The sequence below is a fragment of the Centipeda felix genome (assembly GCF_900186465.1).
GTDB classification, from domain to species: domain Bacteria; phylum Bacillota; class Negativicutes; order Selenomonadales; family Selenomonadaceae; genus Centipeda; species Centipeda felix.
This window is the reverse complement of the sequence record NZ_LT891958.1, coordinates 19299-39059: the sequence shown is the minus strand read 5'-3', so window position 1 is coordinate 39059 and position 19761 is coordinate 19299. Positions and strand designations below refer to the sequence as shown.

Below are 19761 nucleotides of genomic sequence, written 5' to 3'. Positions count from 1 at the left end.
CTTTCATTGTGCGTACAGAAAAGAGCCAGAGTGCATTACAGTTGATCTGGCTCTCACAGTTTCTTTGGTTTTATTTCCCGGAGAAGGAAAACTTCAGTCCCACTGAGATCGGAGGTACGGGACCGCCCTCCAGTTCGATCTGCCCTGGCATAGAGCCTGTTGTGTTAAAGAGCAGCGTGCAGTGCCCGCTGTCGCGGATCGTGTCATTTGCGTTCTCACCGACGCGTGTGACCTTATATTTCTGCTTTCCAAACGTCAGCGTATCTCCGACGGTGATGTCGCTCTTCAGATCGCCTGATGTGTGCTCAATGACCATCTCGGCGAGATTGGGGTGTGCTCCCTCGTCCAGCAGGATAATGCTGCTGTTGGTCTCGAGGAATTTGCGCGCCAGTTTGCCGATGGCAGTCACACTGACTTCATACTTTACAGCCATCTCTTATGCCCTCCCCATGGTATACAATAAAACCTTCCACAGTTATTCTATCACATGGGCTTTGGGTTGTAAAATGATTTTGCCGATTATGCCGTGATATAGGCGGTCTCCGTTGACAATGAAAAGAAAAATTAGTAAAATTTTAGAAGGATATGCGCATGGGGCGTGGGGTTCTAAGGAAGTGCCGAATGTATCGGCGTTTCCATAAGGGGGAATTTACATGAAGGACATTCGTTTGGACAGTCCTCTGCAGGGGCGGCTGATCCCGCTGTCGGAGGTGTCGGATCCCGCCTTTGCGAGCGGGGCAATGGGGCGCGGTGCGGCGGTAGCCGACCCGGAGGGCCATGTGGTCTCTCCCGTGGATGGCGAGGTAACTGTGCTCTTTGAGACGAAGCACGCCATTGGGATTCACGGGACAGATGGCGTGGATATCCTCATCCACGTCGGCGTGGATACGGTGAAACTCGGGGGGATGCATTTTACTGCGCATGTGGCGCAGGGCGATACGGTGAAGAAGGGGCAGCTGCTGATCGAGTTCGATCCCGCCGCCATCCGCGCGGCCGGCTATGAGACGACGACGCCCATCCTTGTGACCAATGCGGCAGACTATGGGACGATCACGCTGGTGTCGGATGGGGCAGAAATTTCCTCTCACAATGCAGAAGCCACGGCGGAGACGCAGGCTGCGGCAGAGGAGGCGGCAGAGGACGACATTGACCCGAATCTGCCAAAGGAAGAGCGCGTCGCAAAGCTCATCTGGAAGTATGTCGGCGGAGCGGGGAATGTTCGTAGTGCCGAGCACTGCGCGACGCGTCTGCGACTGATCGTCAACGACAAGACGATCATCGACGAGAAGGCGATCGAGAACATCGACGGCGTGAAGGGACAGTTCTTTGCCGCCGCCCAGTATCAGATCATCCTCGGGACGGGATTTGTCGACAAGGTCTATGACGCCTTCGTCGCGGGGACGAATCTCGGCTCGACTGCGGGCAGCGGAAAGCAGGAGGCATACGAGCAGATGTCGCCGCTGCAGAAGGTCTCACGCACCCTCGGCGACGTCTTTGTCCCCGTCATTCCCGTGCTTGTTGCGACAGGACTCTTCATGGGGCTGCGCGGGATGGCACAGAGTCTCGGCATCGAGATGAACGAAAATCTCCTGCGCATGAGTCAGATCCTGACGGATACGGCCTTTGCCTTCCTGCCCGCGCTCGTCTGCTGGTCGACGATGAACCGCTTCGGCGGAACGCCCGTCATCGGCATTGTGCTTGGTCTGATGCTTGTCGCTCCGCAGCTGCCGAACGCCTATGCGATCGCGGCGGGGGATGCCGTTCCTCTCTCAATGGAGATCTTCGGGATTCCAATTCCCGTGGTCGGCTATCAGGGCTCGGTTCTGCCCGCACTCGTACTTGGTATCTTTGCGGCGCGTTTGCAGAAATGGTTCAAGACCTTTGTGCCCGATATCATTGACCTCATTGTCACGCCGTTCCTTACGTTGTTTGTCTCTATGCTGCTCGGGCTCCTCATCATCGGACCGATCATGCACACACTCGAGATCGGTGTTTTCGGCGCAGTACGTGCCTTTTTGGAGCTGCCGTACGGCATCGGCGGTTTTGTCGTCGGCGGTCTGCATCAGGTGATCGTCGTGTTCGGCGTGCATCATGTGTTCAACGCGCTTGAGGTGCAGCTTCTCGCGTCGACAGGTGTTGACCCGTTCAACGCCATCATTACCGGTGCGATTGTGGCACAGGGCGGTGCCGCCGTTGCGGTCGCAGCGCGTACGCGTGATGCAAAAAAGCGTGCCCTCTATATTTCCTCGGCTGTTCCTGCTTTCCTCGGCATCACAGAGCCGGCGATCTTCGGTATCAACCTGCGCTTTATGCGCCCGTTTATCTGCGGCCTGGTCGGCGGGGCGTGCGCGGGCGCAGTGGCGGGCTTCCTGCATCTCGCGGGGACGGGCATGGGTATCACCGTTCTGCCCGGGACGCTGCTCTATCTTGATCATCTGCCCGCTTACATCCTCGTCAACGTGATCGGCTTTGCCGTCGCCTTTGGTCTGACCTTTGTCGTTTTTCGCACGGAGGAGTGAGCGCTGTGGAGAATTTTGACAAGCGGGACATTGACACACGGTTGGCGGAGGGCTTTCCCTTCACCGATCGCCCTCACAATCGCTTTCATCTCGAAATGCCATTTGGACTGATCAACGATCCGAACGGGCTCGCCTACCACAATGGCTGGCATATTTTCTATCAGTGGAATCCCTTCGGCTGTGCGCATAAAAATAAATCGTGGGCACACACGAAGACGCGCGACTTCTGTACCTACAGCGTGCCCCAGCTCGCCCTGTGGCCGAGCGACGCACATGATAAGGACGGATGTTACTCGGGGTGCGCTGCGGAGGAGGACGGGCGGCTGCGCGTCCTCTACACCTGCAACGCGAAGGATGCGGAGGGCAATCGCAGTTCCGTACAGCGCTTCGGCACGTATACGAAGGCGACGGGGATGGTGAAAAAAGAGGAGATCATCATCGATGGGCCGCCGCCCGGCTTTACGGCGCATTTTCGTGATCCCTATCTGTTTGAGCGCGACGGCGTACGCTATCTCATCATCGGGGCGCAGACGGAGGAAGAGCGCGGCTGTGTCCTCATCTACCGCGAGACGGCGGATGGCTGGGTCTACCGCGGCGAGCTGAAGACACAGCTGAAGGATTTTGGCTATATGTGGGAGTGTCCGAACCTCCTCTCCTTCGGGGATTACGACGTCCTGCTCTTCTGCCCGCAGGGGGTGCCCGCGCGTGCCTACGACCGCCAGAATCTCTATCAGTCTGGCTATATCGCAGGGCATGCGTCCATGGACGCGATGGAGATGCTCATGCACGGGCGGTTCAAGGAACTCGACCACGGATTTGACTTCTATGCACCGCAGGTCGTGACGCATGAGGGGAGGCATATTCTCATCGGCTGGATGGGGATGCCCGACCGTGAGGACGACTACCCGACGCGCGCGGAGGGCTGGATGCACAGCCTCACGTTGCCGCGTGTGCTGACACTGCGTCAGGGGCATATCTTTTCTGAGCCGGTACATGAACTGAAGGCACTGCGCCACCGTGAGACAGAGCGCACACTGGAGGCGGAGCAAACGAGCCATTTCGAGACAGCGCTCTTTGACCTCACAGAGTTGCTGCTCGACATCGAGGTAGGGGATGCCTACACCGTTGCGCTTGAGTTGGTCTATGGGGCAGAGAAATTGGTGTTCCGCTACAATCGTCTGGAACAGATCATGACCATCGACCGCACGAAAATGCGCCAGGGAGGACGCGGTACGCGCAGCTTTAAGCTCTACGTCGATCGTACTCTTTCGCTGCGCATCTACGTTGACCACAGTGCCGTCGAGGCATTCTTCCAGTACGGCGAGGAGGCAGCGACCGTTGCGATCTTCCCCGAGGAGGATGTGCGTCCGACGCTGCGCGTCTTCTCCGACGTCGATATGCGGCTCCTCTCGGGCGTGCTCTGGGAGCTTGAGCCGTTTCACTACGAGGCCGTGGGCACGATATGAGCGGCATCATCTTACGGCGGTTCGTCAGTATGCTGGTCGTGCTGTTCGCCATGACCGGCGGGACATTCGTGCTCATGCAGCTCTCGCCCGTCGACCCTGTCGCGCTTCATTTTGTCATGATGGGCGTTCCCGCCGACCCGCAGCTTGTCGCGGAGTTTCGTGCGGAGCTGGGACTGGATCAGCCGCTGATCGTTCAATATGCGCACTGGCTGTGCGGGATACTGTCCGGCGATCTCGGCTACTCCATCGCCTATGGAGTTCCCGTTGCGGACTTGGTGCGTGAGGCACTGCCACGGACGCTTGCGCTTGCGGGACTCTCTGTTCTGTTTGCTGCAGTGGCTGCGATTCCGCTCGGTCTGTTTGCCTTTTATCGGCATGGAACCTGGATCGATCATGCTGCGCGCATCCTGTCATTTCTAGGAATCTCTCTGCCGACTTTCTGGGTCGGTCTTTTGCTGATTTTGCTATTCTCCGTTCATCTGCGTCTCGTTCCTGTGACGGCGACGGATGGCCTGCGCGGGATGATCCTGCCGGCTGCGGCTCTCGCCATCTGGATTGCGGGGCTCTATATTCGTCGCCTTCGCAATGCTCTGCTCGAGGAGCATGGGAAAAACTATGTGGTTGGGGCGCATGCGCTCGGACTGCCGGCTCATGTTGTCCTATGGCGTTATATCATGCCGAATGCCCTGACGGGGCTTGTCCCGATGCTCGGGCTTACGCTCGGGAATATTCTCGGCGGCTCTGCCGTCATTGAGACGATTTTTGGATGGCGCGGCATGGGGCAGCTGATGACGACGGCAATCCTCGCGCAGGACTATCAATTGATGCAGGCGTATATCCTGTGGGGGACGGGGATTTTTGTGGTGATGAATTTCATCGCCGATCTCATCTGTCTCCGTTTGGATCCGCGCCGCATGCAGGAAGGGGGGGCGCGTCAGCTATGAGTTATCTGTGGGGCAGACTGCTGCGCCGTCGGGATTTCTGCATCATCGGCATGCTGCTCATCGTATGGGCGCTGCTCGCAGTGCTTGCACCCTATATCGCTCCCTACGATCCCTATGAACAGGATCTGACGATGCGTCTGACGGGCAATACGGCGGGGCATTTCTTCGGAACGGATCAGCTCGGGCGCGACATTCTTTCGCGCATCCTGTACGGCGGGCAGATCAGCCTGTCGGTCACGCTGCTCATTGTCGCAGTCACAGCATTTTTTGGCATCGCTGTCGGGATGGTCGCAGGATTCCTGCGGGGGACGGCGGATCGCGTCATGACGGCACTGCTGGACTTCTTTTTGGGAATGCCGTCGCTCGTCGTCTCCATCGCTCTGATCGGCGTACTCGGGCCGAGCATCCCGCATCTCATTCTCGCGCTCTCGTTCACGCATTGGGCGGAGTATGCCCGCGTTGCACGCACACTCGTGCAGTCCGAGCGGGAGAAACCCTACGCACGGTATGCGGTGTTCAGTGGGGCAGGGCTTTGGGGCGCACTGTCCTCCTACCTCCTGCCGAATGTTCTGCCGCGCCTCTTGGTGCTCATTTTTCAAAATATCGGAGAGATTCTGCTCACGGTTGCGGGACTTTCTCTCATTGGCATCGGCGTGCCTCTGCCCTATCCGGAGTGGGGAACGATGCTCATGGGAGCGCGCGACTATTTGCAGACCGCCCCGCAGCTCATGATTTACCCCGGGGCAGCGATCTTTGTGACGATCTTTCTGTTCAACTATATGGGGGATATACTGCGCGACGTAATGGATCCGTCCGGGGGGTGATGTGTATGACAGGGAATCGTATCTTAGCGTAGTTTTTGGGCGAAAGAAGGAGAAAATCTATGAAAAAACTGTATGTGCTCATGACTCTGATGCTCCTGATGATGGGGCTTCTCGCGGGCTGCGGCTCGGAGAAACAGGAGGCTGCGGGCAAGCATCTGAATGCTGCCCTGTATTGGTTCGGTGAGTCCGTCGATCCGGCGCATGAGTGGGACGGCTGGACGGTGACGCGCATCGGCGCAGGTGAGACGCTTGTCACAGTCTCGGACAAGATGGAGTTTACACCGCAGCTTGCCGACAAGTGGGAGGCGGTCAATCCGACGACGTGGCGGTTCCACATCCGCGAGAATGTGAAGTTCCAGGATGGTGAGGCGATGACGCCGGAGCTCGTCAAGGCATCGCTCGAGCGTACGCTGAAGGAGAGCCCGCGCTCGCAGAAGTCCTCGAAGATCAAGGAGATCAAGGTGGACGGACAGAACCTCCTCATCGAGACGACGGAGCCGTACGGTGCGCTCGTGGCGGCACTGACGGAGCCGGCCTTTGTTATCATCAACACGAAGGCGGATCTCTCGAAAGCGGATTCCGCACCTGTGCTGACGGGGCCCTATCAGATTGTCGGCTTCAAGAAGAACGAGGAGATTCAGCTCAAGAAGAATGAGCACTATTGGGACGGCACCCCCGGGCTTGACACGCTTACGGTCAAGAACATCGAGGATGACAACAAGCGCGCGATGGCACTGCAGGCGGGCGATGTGGATTACATCCAGCGGTGCAACAGTGCGAGCCGCAGTCTCTTTGAGAATGACAAATACAAGATCCATGAGATCACGGGTGTGCGTGTCTATATGTTCCGCATGAATCTCGAGCGTGTGCTTGCGGATGCACATCTGCGCCGTGCACTCAGCTATGCGGTTAATTACGATGATCTGGTGAAGATCGAGGGGAACGGCACAGCTGTCGCTGGGGCGGTATTCCCGCCGCACCTCGGACCCTCGTATCAGGAGTCGCTGCGTCAGCATACGGATCTCGCGAAGGCTGCGGAGGAGCTTGCCGCCGCAGGTTATACCGCGAAGAATGCAGATGGCTATGTGACGAAGGACGGCAAGGAACTCGAGCTGACGATCAATGCGTGGGGCAGCAAGTCCGAGATCTACGAGGCTCTGCAGAACCAGCTCAAGCAGGCGGGCATCAAGGCGACGATCCGCCGCATCCAGAACTCCGAGGAGGCAAAAACGAAGCGTGACTTCGACTTGACGGAGAGTAACTGGATCACGCTCGGCACAAACGATCCGTTCTGGTATCTGGATCAGACGCTCCGCTCGACCAGTGAGGAGAACGTCGGCCACTACAGCAACCCCGAGGTTGACAGCCTCCTGAAGCGGATGGGCGACTCTGCGGATGCCAAGGAACGCCTTGCACTCGCCGGTCAGATTGAGAACCTCGTGCTGCAGGATACGCCGAGCCTCTTCTTGTTCAGCGTGGCGAACCAGGTTGTTGCGACGAGCAAGGTGTCGGGCGTCTATATGCACCCGATCGACTACTACCTCATCACGAAGGATCTGACGATTGGCGGGAAGTAAGGCGGACGGATCAGTCTCCCTGCTCTCGATTGCGCGCCTGACACTGCGCATTCATGCACAGTGTGTGCTGCGTGATGTGACGATGGCGGTCAGGCGCGGTGAGATTGCAGCTGTCGTCGGTGAGAGCGGCTGCGGGAAATCAACTCTCCTGCGCGCCGTCATCGGCGTTCTGCCGGACGGCGGCATCATCGACGGCGGCGCGATCTCCTTTTGCGGCACGGAGCTGCTCGATGCTGCCGCGTACGTGCGCAGCGACCTGATGGGGCGGGACATCGCCGTTCTTTTCCAGGATCCCGGTGCCTATCTGAATCCCATACGCCGCATCGGTGCACAGTTTTCCGACTATCTGAAGGCGCACGGTGCAGGGCGCGATTGGCGGGAGACCGCGATTGCCGCTCTGCGCCGTGAGAGTCTGGAGGATCCCGAAAAGATCATGGAGGCGTATCCGTTCCAGCTCAGCGGCGGTATGCGTCAGCGCGCTGCCACGGCAATGACACTCTCGCTCGCGCCGAAACTCCTCTTGGTCGATGAGCCGACAAGCGCACTCGATGTCATTGCGAGCCGCAGTCTGCTCGATCGGCTAAAACGTATGGCGGGGGAGCAGGGCTGCTCCATCGTCTTTGTGACACATAATATGGACGCAGCAGCCTATGTAGCGGATACGATCTACATCATGCAGAGCGGCAGATTTGTTGAACATGGCAGGGCAGAGGATGTCCTGCACCGTCCGTCGCATCCCTATACGAGGATCTTGCTGGATGCTGTTCCGTATTTGACGTGAGGATCGGGGTGCGTATGAAAGAAAATGTTCTTCGCGTTCAGGATCTAAAGAAAACCTATCGTGAGGGAACGCGCCTCGTCGAGGCGATCAGGGGGGTGTCCTTTGACCTGTATGCAGGAGAGATCACCGGAATCGTCGGTGCAAGCGGCTGTGGGAAGTCCACGCTCCTGCAGATGATTGCGGGACTTGAAACGCCGTCTGACGGATGTATTTCCTTTTTGGGACAGACATTGACAACGGCGCAGAGAGGATGGCCGCGCGATGTCTACCGACATCTCCAACTGATTTTTCAAAATCCGCTCGAGGCATTCAGTCCGCGTATGACGGTCGGGCAGTTTCTGCTTGAGCCGCTGCGCCGTTTCGGTCTTGTCACCGACAGGGAGGAGCGCAGTACCCTGCATATGATGCTCGAGCGCGCACACCTGCCGCCCGATACGGCAGAGCGTCTGCCGCATCAGCTCAGCGGGGGGCAGCTTCAGCGTGCAGTGATGATCCGAGCACTTTTTGTTCGTCCCAGTCTGCTGCTCTTTGATGAACCGACCAGCGCATTGGATGTTGTTACACAGGCAGCTCTTCTGGATTTTATCCGCGAATTGCATTCTGAGTATGGGTTTACAAGGCTTTTTGTCACGCATGACCTTGCGGTTGTGCAGAAGATGACCACACGCGTTCTTGTCATGGAGCATGGTGAAATTGTCGAAGAACTGCCGTCAACGGCACTGAGGGAGGCAGTACACCCCTTCACACGACGGCTGATTGCAGCACAGCTGCCGCATGATTGCACATAAAAAAGACTGCGTACGGAGCTGCAGCTCCGTATGCAGTCTTTTTGTATAAAGAAAACCGCCGCACTAAACTGTGCGGCGGCCACATTCTTTCGGTTCTTAGTGATTGTGATGGCTGTCCTTCAGGATACCAACAACAGCACGCTGAACGACATCGAGCACATCGTGGAGCAGGGCGTTATACATATCACCGCCGTCGACAACACCACGACCGTTCTCTGTGAGGAAGAATTTCTTCGGATGCTCCGTCGCCGCATAAGCCTCGTCAAACTTCGCTTTCACCAGTGCTTCAAAATCCATGAAAAGCCCTCCTTAAACACAATAACCAATACCGGAATTATAGCATATTTTTTGAATCCTGTCTCAATCTTTTACAGATTTTTCACAAAAATATTCTGCTGAGTAGAATCTCCTTGACAACCAAGGGGCGGTTGGCGATAATCGAGGCAGAAGAGACCGCTGAAGCTCGCAAGGCACGGATTGCAGGGAGATTCTCGAATGTGCCGAATTCAAAGATAAGGAAACGATGGCTGTTTGATTGTTGCGAATCAACAATGAAGGAGATGCTTGACGATGGTGGATTTATCTACAAAGAAGCCGCCTTACAGCAGAGAGGAGATCGAGGCTTCCTTACTGGAGTACGTTTTTAGCGAAGCCTCGAACGAGCCGACAGAGAATACGGCAGAAGTGCTGACAAATGAAATCGCCAACGATATATCAGCAAATGGCTCGATGAGTGAGACTGACGGCGACGAGCCTAGGTGCTAGTCCCTGCCTGCACAATGGAAACAAAATAGCCTCCGAGCTGCAATCTCGGGGGCTGTTCTTGTGTTTAAGTACCATCGCGTTTACCGCGTTCTTAGGGGATCGGGAGATAGTTTCCAATCAGTGCCAGTCCCCATGCACGCAGGGTCAGGCGCAGATCCTCAAATGGTGCGATGAGCGGAGCGAATGCCACCCGCAGCTTAAAGCGCGTCATTGTATGCGTATTGCAGCCGAAGATGGGGATGCGGTCCATTTGGTATGCGCCCTCTGCAGGTGTAGAAAGACCATAGTGAACGGTGAAGCCGCCGCGGTATCCGGCTGCGCGTGTGATCTCCTCGACGTCATTGGTGACGCGTCCGCCCGGGTAGGCAATGTAGCTGATCTCTCTGCCCAGCTTCTCTGAGAGAGCGACGCGGGAGTCGGCGATCTCATGGCGCAGCTCGTCGCGCGAGGTTAGCTCCGAGAGATTCGCGTGCGTCATCGTGTGACTCTCAAAGTTGATCAGCCCGGAGTCCTGCATCTCATGGATCTGTTCCCACGTCAGATAGTTTGGATAGACGCCCGTGAAATCGTTGATGAGGAAGATCGTTGCCTTGAATCCATATTTTTTCAGGATTGGATAGGCATACTCGTAGTTGTCAACGTACCCGTCATCGAGGGTAATGACGACAGGCTTTGCAGGGAGCGGTGCACCGCTTTCCGCCGCGTCCATCATCTCGTCCAGCGTGATCGTATGGTAGCCCTCTTCTGCAAGGTATGCCATCTGCTGGTCAAACTGGTCGCAGTACAGTGTGAGTGGGTTGCCGTCCTTGTCCTCGACCTGATGGTAGTTGAGCACGGGCACGCCGGGGGATGTGCACATGAGCAGCACCGCAGCAGCGAAACACAGGAGAATCAGAACGATCGGAATGAGCAGCCAACGTGGGAATTTCACTAAAATACCTTCTTTTTAATAGAAATTAACAACGCGTTAAGTGTAGCGTATCCTATCTGTTCTGTCAAGGCAGACAGTTCTGTTAATCGCATCTATGTGCATCGCCGTTGCCTTATTATGGCTTTTTTGTGACAAATATGGCAAAAGAAGGAAGAAGTTGCTATAATAGAGCCGTCGGTTTCGATCAGGAAGAGGAGATGGACAGATGCGCATTGCGCTGTTTGATTCAGGCTATGGCGGTCTGACGGTGCTTAGTCATGCTCGCCGTGTGCTGCCGTCGGAGGAGTTTATCTTCTATGCTGACCGCGATCATGTGCCGTATGGGACGAAATCTGTTCCCGCCGTGCGCGGCTTTGTTCGTACCGCGTTTCGCTTTCTCATTGAGCAGCAGCGCGCCGATGCTGTGGTCGTCGCATGCAACACGGCGACCTCCGTGGCCGTAGATGAGATGCGCCGTCTCTACGATGTGCCGATCATCGGGATGGAGCCTGCGGTCAAGAAGGCGCTCACGCGCGATGCGGAACATCGTGTGCTCGTTACGGCGACGCCGATCACGGTGCATGGGGAGAAGCTGAAACGGCTGATTTCCTCCTGCGACCCGAACGGATTGGTGGATCTCCTGGCACTGCCGCAGCTGGTGGAGTTCGCCGAGCGGCAGGAGTTCGTCTCATCGGCGGTGGAGGCGTACCTGCGGGATGCGTTTGCCCCGTATCATTTTGCGAATTATTCTGCGATCGTGCTCGGCTGTACGCATTTCAACTATTTCAAGGATACGATGCGGCAGCTTTTGCCGCAGAATGTGCGCCTCGTGGATGGGAATGAGGGAACGGTGGAGGAGCTCGCGCGGCGAGCGGGGCTGCGAACGCAGCCAATCGGTGCGCAGACCGCACACTGCACGTTTTTTGAGTCGGGGCGTCCCGTTGTGCGTGCAGAGGAGTTGGCGCACATGGAGGCGGATCTCGCGCGTGCCGCGCGAATGGAAGAGATTGTTTGAAAGGAGTTTTCATGCCGGTTGAGGTAACACATCGGGTGAATTTTTACGATACGGATGCGATGGCGGTCGTGCATCATGCGAACTACATCCGCTGGTTTGAGATCGGACGCGTCGCGTATCTGCGGCGCATCGGCATCACGTTGGGCGCATTGATGGAGGCGGGGTACGTATTCCCAATCACGAAGGTCGGTGCGGAGTACCATGCACCAGGTCATTTTGATGATGAGCTGGTGATCGAGACCACGGCGACGGCGCTCACAAAGGCCAAGATGGTGTTCTCCTACCGCATTCTCAATCAGGCGGGGACACTGCTGGTGAGCGGCTTCTCAGAAAATGTATTTACGCATCGCGATACGGGACATATAACGCGCCTGCCCAAGGAGTTCTATGTGCCGATGGAAGCGGCGATGACGGCGGAGAAAGAAGGACGGGACATTGGGATCTGAATTTTCGTGGTGGCTGCATCTGCTGATCGCAGTCGTTTTTATTGTGTATGCGGGCGTGAAGATACTCTTTGCTTATCTTGGTACGGAGGTGATCGTGCCGAAGACGGAGGAGATGACGCCCTTTTCTGTCGTGGAACGGACGCCCGAGCGTCTGGTGATCGGTGCGACGATTCCCTTTGCCAATGAGGGGAAGCAGTGCGGGACAATCATGGATGCGATCCTGCGTGTTCAGCTGCCCTATGAGCAGTACGACGGCGCATTGGTGCACGGCAAGGTGGAGTGTGAGGGGACACCGCGCGAGGATGACTACTTCGAGGCGGCACTGATAGAGAAGAAGCAGCGCATAAATCTTGCCCTCAAGCTCTCCATTGAGGGACGAAACGGACATACACTCGATGATGCGATTGCCCACATGGTGGATTTTCGCATGGATCTGATCTATCTGGAGACGGGGCGCATGCCAGCGCATTATTCCAAGGTACTGATGAAGATGACAGCGGCGGAGATTGCCGCGCTCGCCGGGATTGCGCTTGTACGGGAAGGGAAGGTGCAGAATGGCTGAACTGAAGATTCTTCCTGTGCCGACACGTATTCTGACAGATGCGGATGACATTGTGGATGCGATTGAGTACTATGCAGGAGAGCAGGTGACGGCGGACGATCTGGTCTGCTGCGCTGAGAGTGTGGTGGCGATTACACAGGGACGGTTTGTCTTCCCGGAGCAGCTGCACATTTCCCGCGCAGCACGTTTTGCCTGCCGCTTTATCCCGGACTACGGCAGCCTTGCCAGCCCGCATGGGATGCAGTCCCTGATGGATGTAGAGGGAACGGGGCGTGTTCTCTTTGCCCTCTTTGCCGGTTTTCTCGCAAAGCTCGTCGGCAAAGGCGGTATGTTCTACCGCTGGGGCGGCAGAGAAACGGCGCTGATTGACGATGTGACCGGAACGATGCCGCCGTTTGACAAGGCGATTGTCTATGGTCCTGCGGATGCAGACCAGGTGGCAGACCGTATACGGACGCGTGTGGGAGCATTCGGCGCGATGGTGGCGGATGTCAACGATCTCAAGCGTTCACGTGTGGTCGGCGTATCGGATGGATTAAATGGGGAACTTGCCGCTAAGCTGCTGCTCGACAATCCGTTCGGCAACGCATCACAGAAGACCCCGATCTGCGTCATCAAGAATTATCGTCAATATCAGGAGAGCCATACGGCATAAATGATACAGTACCCTTTCCCGCTTGTGCGGTTCCCCTCCCCCGCATGACGGGGGAGGCTTTATGTTGCGGATTTTGCCTTGCTGCGGCACGGTGCGACGGACAGCGCGAGCCGGAGGGGAGAATTACTTCCAAAGGAGATATTATTTCATGCCAAGAAGAGATCTGCGGCGTGCCGACCAGTTGCGCCCCGTTCGGATCGAACGCGGCTATCAGCGCTATGCGGATGGCTCCGCACTCATTGAGACCGGTCATACGCGCGTCGTCTGTGCGGCGACGGTGGAGGAGCGCGTGCCGTTCTTTTTGAAGGGAACGGGCACGGGCTGGGTGACGGCTGAGTACTCCATGCTTCCGGGTGCAGGGGCGGAACGTACGGCGCGCGAGGCGGTGCGCGGCCATCAGTCGGGGCGGACACAGGAGATCCAGCGTCTCATCGGACGTGCTCTGCGTGCGGTAGTGGATACGAAGGCACTCGGTGAGCGTACGATTCACATTGACTGCGATGTTCTCCAAGCGGACGGCGGGACGCGGACGGCATCAGTGACGGGAGCATTTGTTGCCCTTGTCGAGGCGTGTGCGTCGTTTTATGCGAAGCGCGGTATCTTCCCCGTACGTGACTATGCGGCGGCGGTCAGCGTCGGCATCAATGCGGAAAATGAGCCGCTTCTTGACTTGTGCTATGAGGAGGACTCTGCGGCAATGGTCGATATGAACATCGTCATGACGGGCGCAGGTACCTTTGTCGAGGTGCAGGGGACAGGCGAAGGCCGTGCTTTTGCACGGAAGGAGCTGAATGCTCTGCTGGATCTCGGTGAGCAAGGCATTCGCACGCTGATCGATCAGCAGAAGGTTGCCCTCGGTGATGTGCTCTCGTGGCTGCCGGGACGGGAGGGATAATATGAAGGAAAAGACGATACTGATTGCCACATCAAACGCAGGGAAGGTGCGGGAGATGGAGACGGCATTTCTCGGGCTGCCCGTGCGCCTTGTTCCACTGTCACGTCTTTATGAGCTGAAGCCGGAGCTCGGTGCGATCGAAGAGCCGGTCGAAGATGGTGCGACATTCATGGAGAATGCGCACATCAAGGCTCAGTACTATCGTGAAAAGACGGGGCTTTCGGCGCTTGCCGACGATTCGGGGCTCTCGGTGGAGGCACTGGACGGTGCCCCCGGTGTCTGCTCCGCGCGCTATGCGGGGGTGCATGGCGACGATGCGGCGAACAATCGGAAGCTGATCGCGGAACTTCGCTCACGCGGGGAGGAGAATGCCCGCGCCGCCTATCACTGCGCCCTCGTGCTCGCACTTCGGGACGGACGGGAACTGTCGGCAGAGGGAACGTGTACGGGCTTTATTCGCCACGAAGCACGCGGCACACAGGGCTTTGGCTACGACCCCTATTTTTATCGTGCGGATGGGCGGACGATGGCAGAGCTCTCACGTGAGGAAAAACACGCCATCAGTCATCGCGGTGCAGCACTCGATCAGATGAGGGAGGAGCTGCGTGCACTCCTTGGCCGCGCATGACGCATGTTGATCGATCATCGAGCTTTCTGTGCCGCAGCGGAAGATATCGTCATAGGGCGTCTTTTGCCCAATCTTTCCTAGGCGTGAGGTGAAGCATGAATATTGGAATTGTCAGCGACAGTCATGGAGATATTGAGAGCCTGAAAGCGATGCTGCAGTATCCTGAGGCGGCAGAGGCAGAGATGTGGCTTCATGCAGGAGATTATGCCGCCGATGCAGATGCACTGGAACAGCTGACGGGGAAGAGCGTTGTGTGCGTCCTCGGCAACTGCGATCTGCCTCTGGATGGAACGTATGGCGAGACCGTCGTCGAGGCCGGCGGGCATCGTATCTTTCTCACGCATGGGCATCTCTTCCATGTGCGGTTTGATACAGCGATACTCGCCGCGGCTGCGCGTGAGGCAGGGGCAGATATTGCTGTTTATGGACATACGCACATCGCCCTCTATGAGCGGCAGGGGGATGTGACCGTATTCAACCCCGGGAGTGTGGCTCGTCCGCGTGATGCGGTGCAGGGCTCCTTTATGATGATAAATCTCACAGCAGGGGAAGAACCAAAGATGAATCTCATTCGCCTTAAATAAAAATCTTTCAAAAATTTTATCATATAAATCCCATATCGTACGATATGGGATTTATATATGCGATAAAAATATTGTTAATAATAATATATTGGTTGAAATTAAACAATAAAACAATAAAGAAAAACAATGATATAAAATAAGAAAATACGCTCTTATTCTACGTGAAAATCAACAACTTGAAATTGAATGAGATTCACTTTTTTCAAGGGGTTACAAGAAGTCTGAAAGACTTGAAAGCAAGAAAAAAATATGATATAGTTTAATTAACCTGTGTATAAGTTATATTTATAGGAGGGATTATTTTGCGAGAGCTAACCGCAAAAGAAATCACGGAGAACGTCGCCGAGATGTGCAAAGAAGCGGCGTACTATCTCCCCGACGACGTCTATGAAGGCCTCAAGAAGGGCCGGGAGACAGAGGAGTCGCCTGTCGGTCAGGTCGTTCTGGATCAGATCATCCGCAATGCTGAGATTGCGCGCGAGGAGGATCGTCCGTATTGCCAGGATACGGGGATGACCATCGTGTTTGTCGAAGTCGGACAGGATCTTCACATCACGGGAGGACTTCTGGAGGATGCGATTAACGAGGGGATCGCAAAGGGCTACACGGAAGGCTATCTGCGCAAGTCCGTTGTTGCGGAGCCTCTTTTTAATCGTAAGAACACACAGAATAATACGCCGGGTGTCATCTACACGAGGATCGTCCCCGGTGACCGTCTCAGCATTACGATTGCGCCGAAGGGCTTTGGCTCGGAGAATAAGTCCGGCGTGAAAATGCTCGTTCCGGCCGATGGTGTCGAGGGCGTGAAGAAGGCCGTTATGGAGATCATCCAGCACGCCGGTCCGAATCCATGTCCGCCGGAGGTCGTCGGCATCGGTATCGGCGGCACGATGGACCGCGCGGCGCTGCTCTCGAAAAAGGCGCTCACGCGCCCCATCAACCAGCGTCATCCCATGCCTGAGTATGCGAAGCTCGAGGAGGAGCTTCTCGAAATGATCAACAAGACCGGCATCGGCCCTCAGCTTGGCGGGACGACGACGGCACTTGCCGTAAACATTGAGTGGGGTGCGACGCACATTGCAGGTCTGCCGGTTGCGGTGACGATCTGCTGCCATGCCCTCCGGCATGCGCACCGCATTCTCTAGGAGCGGTTCTTGTGTATTATCATTAGGGAGGAATACTCAATGGCGGAAAGTATCCGTATTACGACTCCGTTTACGGAGGAGATGTCCCGTAAGCTTAAGGCCGGCGACAGCGTCCTGATTACGGGGACGATCATCAGTGCCCGCGATGCGGCGCACAAGGCGATGACGGAAGCCCTCGCGAAGGGCGAGCCGCTGCCCGTGGACTGGCACGACCAGATTGTTTACTACCTTGGACCGACGCCGGCAAAGCCGGGTGATCCGATCGGCTCGGCGGGGCCGACGACGAGCGGCCGTATGGACGCCTACACGCCGACGATGCTCGCGCAGGGCATCAAGGGCATGGTCGGCAAGGGCTCGCGTTCGCCCGAGGTCGTCGAGGCGATGAAGAAGTACGGCGTGACCTACTTTGCTGCTGTCGGCGGCGCCGCAGCTCTCATCGCAAAGTCCGTCAAGAAGTATGAAGTTGTGGGCTACCCAGAGCTTGGTCCCGAGGCCGTTGCAAAGCTGACGGTTGAGGATTTCCCCTGTATCGTTGTCATCGACTCCGAGGGGAATAACTTCTATGAAATGGGACAGAAGCCCTATCGCAGACTCTAATGTAGGTGTTCATGCCGATGGTTTGGCGCATGACAAATCATTCGGGGGCGCGGCTCCTGCACACGGTGCTGGAGCTGCGGCTCCTAAGGAATCACGAATCAAAAGAAGTTTGTCAATCTGAAGTGCTGAAGTGATTCATGTTTCCTTAAGGTCAACATATTTCAGGAGGTATGAAATGTTCCACACAACCTTTTACATGCGGCGCCTTCATTCACTGGTCGGACTCGTCGTTATCGGCGTGTTCCTCTTCGAGCATGTCTTTACGAACTCGACGGTGCTCCATGGAGCAAAGGCCTTTAATGATGCGCTGGCTATGATGGATCTCATCCCGCGCCCCGTGTTCTATGGGCTTGAGGTGTTCGCCATCGCTGTTCCGATCCTCTTCCACGCGATTTACGGTATTTACATCGCTGCGCAGGCGAAGAACAACCCCGGCAATTATGGCTATGTCCGCAACTGGCAGTTTGCGCTGCAGCGCTATACGGCTTGGCTGCTCATTCCGTTCCTCATCTGGCATGTTGGCTTTATGCGCGTGTGGGAGAAGGGAGTCATGGGATCGCACATCAACTATGACCTGCTCTACACCTACTTCGTTACCGGCGATTATGCGATTCTGCACACGGTGCTTTACACGATCGGCATGATTGCGGCGATCTTCCACTTCTGCAACGGAATTTCGACGTTCTGCATGACGTGGGGCATCGCAAAGGGACCGCGCGCACAGTCGGTGATCAACGCGTTGTCCATGGCACTCTGCGTGCTGATGTCGCTTGTTACGCTTGCCTTCATGGGCAGCTACTTCATGTGAGAACTGCAGCAAAGGAGAGCTAAGAATGGCTAAAGTACCACAGAATAAGGTTATCATCGTCGGCGGCGGTTTGGCGGGCCTTCTCGCAACGATGAAGGTTTGCGAGGGGGGCGGTACCGTCGACCTCTTTTCCTATTGCCCGGTGAAGCGCTCGCATTCGCTCTGCGCACAGGGCGGCATGAATGCCTGCATGGACACCAAGGGCGAGCATGACAGTGTCTACGAGCACTTTGACGATACGGTCTACGGCGGCGACTTCCTCGCTGACCAGCTTGCCGTTAAGGGCATGGTTGAGGCAGCGCCGAAGCTCGTCAAGATGTTTGACCGCATGGGCGTTCCGTTTACGCGTACGGCGGAGGGCGTGCTTGATCTGCGCAATTTCGGCGGACAGAAGAATAAGCGCACTGTGTTCGCAGGCTCGACAACGGGCCAGCAGCTCCTCTACGCGCTGGATGAGCAGGTGCGCCGCTGGGAAGTCAAGGGCAAGGTCACGAAGTATGAGTTCTGGGAATACATCCGTGCGATCAAAAACAAGGACGGCATCGTCCGCGGCATTGTTGCGCAGAACATGAACTCGAATGAGATCAAGGCATTCCCGGCTGATGTGGTCATGCTCGCTACGGGCGGCCCCGGTCAGGTGTTCGGCCGCTGCACGGCATCGACGATCTGCAACGGCTCGGCTGTTTCCTCCGCCTATCAGCAGGGCGCTCACATCGGCAATCCTGAGTTCATTCAGATTCATCCGACGGCGATTCCGGGGTCGGATAAGAACCGCCTGATGTCCGAGGCCTGCCGCGGTGAGGGCGGACGCGTCTGGACGTACAAGGACGGCAAGCCCTGGTACTTCCTCGAGGAGATGTATCCAGCATACGGCAACCTCGTCCCGCGCGACGTCGCATCGCGTGCGATCTTCAAGGTCTGCGTCCACATGGGACTTGGTATCAACAATGAGCGTCGTGTTTACCTCGACCTCTCCCATATCCCTGCGGCTTACCTCGAGCGCAAACTCGGCGGTATTCTTGAGATGTATTCAGAGTTCGTCGGACAGGATCCGCGCAAGGTGCCGATGGAGATCTTCCCGTCCGTGCATTACTCGATGGGCGGCATCTGGGTCGATCGCAAGCATCACACAAATATTCCCGGTCTCATGGCTGCGGGTGAGTGCGATCATCAGTATCACGGCGCAAATCGTCTTGGTGCAAACTCGCTCCTCTCTGCAGCGTATTCCGGCTTTATCGCTGGTCCCGAGGCACTGCGCTGGGCACGCAGCGGTGAGCTCGGCACGGCACTCACCGAGGAAGAACTTGAGAGTGCACGCAAGGAGGCTGTGGCGGAGTTCGATAAGATCCGCAACATGACAGGCTCTGAGAATGCCCACAAGCTCCATCAGGAGATGGGCGAGATCATGTATGACTACGTCTCGATCGAGCGTGACAACAAGGGACTCGACATCTGCCTTGAGAAGCTCAAGGGGATTCTGAAGCGTTGGGATGACATCGGCGTGACGGATCACGGCACATGGGCAAACCAGGAAGCTATGTTTGTCCGTCAGCTCCGCAACATGATCCTCTATGCAATGGCCGTGACAAAGGCAGCACGCTGCCGTGATGAGAGCCGCGGTGCACATGCCAAGATCCTTCTTGATGACAAGGGCGAGCGCATGACGGATGCCGACGGTGAGCTCATGTTCTACGGCCGTGATGATGAGCGCTTCATGAAGACCTCCATTGTGGACTATGATCCGAATACGGAAGAGCCGCAGGTCAGCTACATGGAGTTCGAGCATTCGCTCATCAAAGCACGTGCGCGTAATTACGCCGTTGCTAAGAAAGAGTAAGGGAGGATAGAAGTC

The 19761-nt window shown here is 56.5% G+C and carries 22 protein-coding genes; 19 read left to right on the top strand and 3 right to left on the bottom strand.

All coding sequences use genetic code 11. The features are described 5' to 3' along the window. Positions 1–70: 70 nt before the first annotated feature. Entirely contained in the window at positions 71–433 is a 363-nt protein-coding gene (locus tag C1713_RS04570) for a PTS glucitol/sorbitol transporter subunit IIA (RefSeq protein WP_009754168.1), read from the bottom strand. Positions 434–653: 220 nt separating this feature from the next. Here C1713_RS04570 and C1713_RS04565 point away from each other — a divergent pair, with 220 nt between their 5' ends. The 7 genes from C1713_RS04565 to C1713_RS04535 are packed head-to-tail and all read left to right on the top strand — an operon-like array spanning position 654 to position 8899. Beyond that, positions 654–2519: a glucose PTS transporter subunit IIA gene (locus C1713_RS04565; protein ID WP_102493175.1), complete on the top strand. Its 1866-nt coding sequence runs from the start codon at positions 654–656 to the stop codon at positions 2517–2519. 5 nt (positions 2520–2524) lie between these two features. After that, the gene (locus tag C1713_RS04560; RefSeq protein ID WP_102493174.1) at positions 2525–3985 is read left to right on the top strand and encodes a sucrose-6-phosphate hydrolase; all 1461 of its coding nucleotides are present in this window, start codon (positions 2525–2527) and stop codon (positions 3983–3985) included. Further along, on the top strand, positions 3982–4929 hold the full coding sequence (locus tag C1713_RS04555; protein WP_102493173.1) for an ABC transporter permease: 948 nt from the start codon (positions 3982–3984) through the stop codon (positions 4927–4929). Before C1713_RS04560 ends, C1713_RS04555 begins: the two co-directional genes overlap by 4 nt. Next, positions 4926–5753 (top strand): ABC transporter permease, encoded by an 828-nt coding sequence (locus tag C1713_RS04550; RefSeq protein ID WP_009754172.1) that lies wholly within the window; start codon positions 4926–4928, stop codon positions 5751–5753. Before C1713_RS04555 ends, C1713_RS04550 begins: the two co-directional genes overlap by 4 nt. Before the next feature lie 59 nt (positions 5754–5812). Then, positions 5813–7330, top strand: coding sequence for an ABC transporter substrate-binding protein (locus tag C1713_RS04545; protein ID WP_006693399.1), 1518 nt, complete (start codon positions 5813–5815; stop codon positions 7328–7330). Then, positions 7317–8111, top strand: a complete 795-nt coding sequence (locus C1713_RS04540) for an ATP-binding cassette domain-containing protein (protein WP_245870980.1) — start codon at positions 7317–7319, stop codon at positions 8109–8111. Before C1713_RS04545 ends, C1713_RS04540 begins: the two co-directional genes overlap by 14 nt. A gap of 14 nt (positions 8112–8125) precedes the next feature. Then, complete coding sequence (locus C1713_RS04535; RefSeq protein ID WP_102493172.1) at positions 8126–8899, top strand: ABC transporter ATP-binding protein; 774 nt, start codon at positions 8126–8128, stop codon at positions 8897–8899. A gap of 96 nt (positions 8900–8995) precedes the next feature. On the opposite strand, the gene C1713_RS04530 is transcribed toward C1713_RS04535, so the two are convergent. Then, entirely contained in the window at positions 8996–9196 is a 201-nt protein-coding gene (locus C1713_RS04530; RefSeq protein ID WP_009754175.1) for a hypothetical protein, read from the bottom strand. A 273-nt stretch (positions 9197–9469) separates the two neighbouring features. Between C1713_RS04530 and C1713_RS04525 the strand changes: the two genes are divergently transcribed. Beyond that, complete coding sequence (locus C1713_RS04525; RefSeq protein ID WP_009754176.1) at positions 9470–9664, top strand: hypothetical protein; 195 nt, start codon at positions 9470–9472, stop codon at positions 9662–9664. Between the two features lie 91 nt (positions 9665–9755). Here C1713_RS04525 and C1713_RS04520 read toward each other — a convergent pair whose 3' ends face one another. Beyond that, a complete protein-coding gene (locus C1713_RS04520; protein ID WP_102493171.1) occupies positions 9756–10595 on the bottom strand; it encodes a polysaccharide deacetylase family protein in 840 nt (279 codons plus the stop codon). Positions 10596–10800: 205 nt separating this feature from the next. Here C1713_RS04520 and murI point away from each other — a divergent pair, with 205 nt between their 5' ends. The 11 genes from murI to sdhA all read left to right on the top strand — a co-directional run bounded on the left by murI (position 10801) and on the right by sdhA (position 19746). Then, entirely contained in the window at positions 10801–11589 is a 789-nt protein-coding gene (gene murI / locus C1713_RS04515) for a glutamate racemase (protein WP_102493170.1), read from the top strand. Positions 11590–11600: 11 nt separating this feature from the next. Beyond that, on the top strand, positions 11601–12035 hold the full coding sequence (locus tag C1713_RS04510) for an acyl-CoA thioesterase (protein ID WP_006690900.1): 435 nt from the start codon (positions 11601–11603) through the stop codon (positions 12033–12035). A 43-nt stretch (positions 12036–12078) separates the two neighbouring features. After that, positions 12079–12597, top strand: a complete 519-nt coding sequence (locus C1713_RS04505; protein ID WP_245871031.1) for a hypothetical protein — start codon at positions 12079–12081, stop codon at positions 12595–12597. Next, on the top strand, positions 12590–13252 hold the full coding sequence (locus tag C1713_RS04500; protein ID WP_009754180.1) for a hypothetical protein: 663 nt from the start codon (positions 12590–12592) through the stop codon (positions 13250–13252). The genes C1713_RS04505 and C1713_RS04500 overlap by 8 nt, the downstream gene beginning before the upstream one ends. Positions 13253–13400: 148 nt before the next feature. After that, positions 13401–14147 carry a ribonuclease PH gene (gene rph / locus C1713_RS04495; protein WP_102493168.1) on the top strand — a complete coding sequence of 249 codons (747 nt, stop codon included), beginning with the start codon at positions 13401–13403 and terminating at the stop codon, positions 14145–14147. Position 14148: 1 nt separating this feature from the next. After that, complete coding sequence (gene rdgB / locus C1713_RS04490) at positions 14149–14775, top strand: RdgB/HAM1 family non-canonical purine NTP pyrophosphatase (RefSeq protein WP_102493167.1); 627 nt, start codon at positions 14149–14151, stop codon at positions 14773–14775. 95 nt (positions 14776–14870) lie between these two features. Beyond that, entirely contained in the window at positions 14871–15359 is a 489-nt protein-coding gene (locus tag C1713_RS04485; protein ID WP_102493166.1) for a metallophosphoesterase family protein, read from the top strand. A 302-nt stretch (positions 15360–15661) separates the two neighbouring features. Continuing rightward, positions 15662–16504: a fumarate hydratase gene (locus C1713_RS04480; RefSeq protein ID WP_006690893.1), complete on the top strand. Its 843-nt coding sequence runs from the start codon at positions 15662–15664 to the stop codon at positions 16502–16504. Positions 16505–16543: 39 nt separating this feature from the next. Then, entirely contained in the window at positions 16544–17101 is a 558-nt protein-coding gene (locus tag C1713_RS04475; protein ID WP_006690892.1) for a Fe-S-containing hydro-lyase, read from the top strand. A gap of 175 nt (positions 17102–17276) precedes the next feature. Continuing rightward, entirely contained in the window at positions 17277–17909 is a 633-nt protein-coding gene (locus C1713_RS04470; RefSeq protein ID WP_006690890.1) for a succinate dehydrogenase/fumarate reductase transmembrane subunit, read from the top strand. A gap of 25 nt (positions 17910–17934) precedes the next feature. Continuing rightward, a complete protein-coding gene (gene sdhA, locus C1713_RS04465) occupies positions 17935–19746 on the top strand; it encodes a succinate dehydrogenase flavoprotein subunit (RefSeq protein WP_006690889.1) in 1812 nt (603 codons plus the stop codon). The last annotated feature ends 15 nt before the right edge of the window (positions 19747–19761 follow it).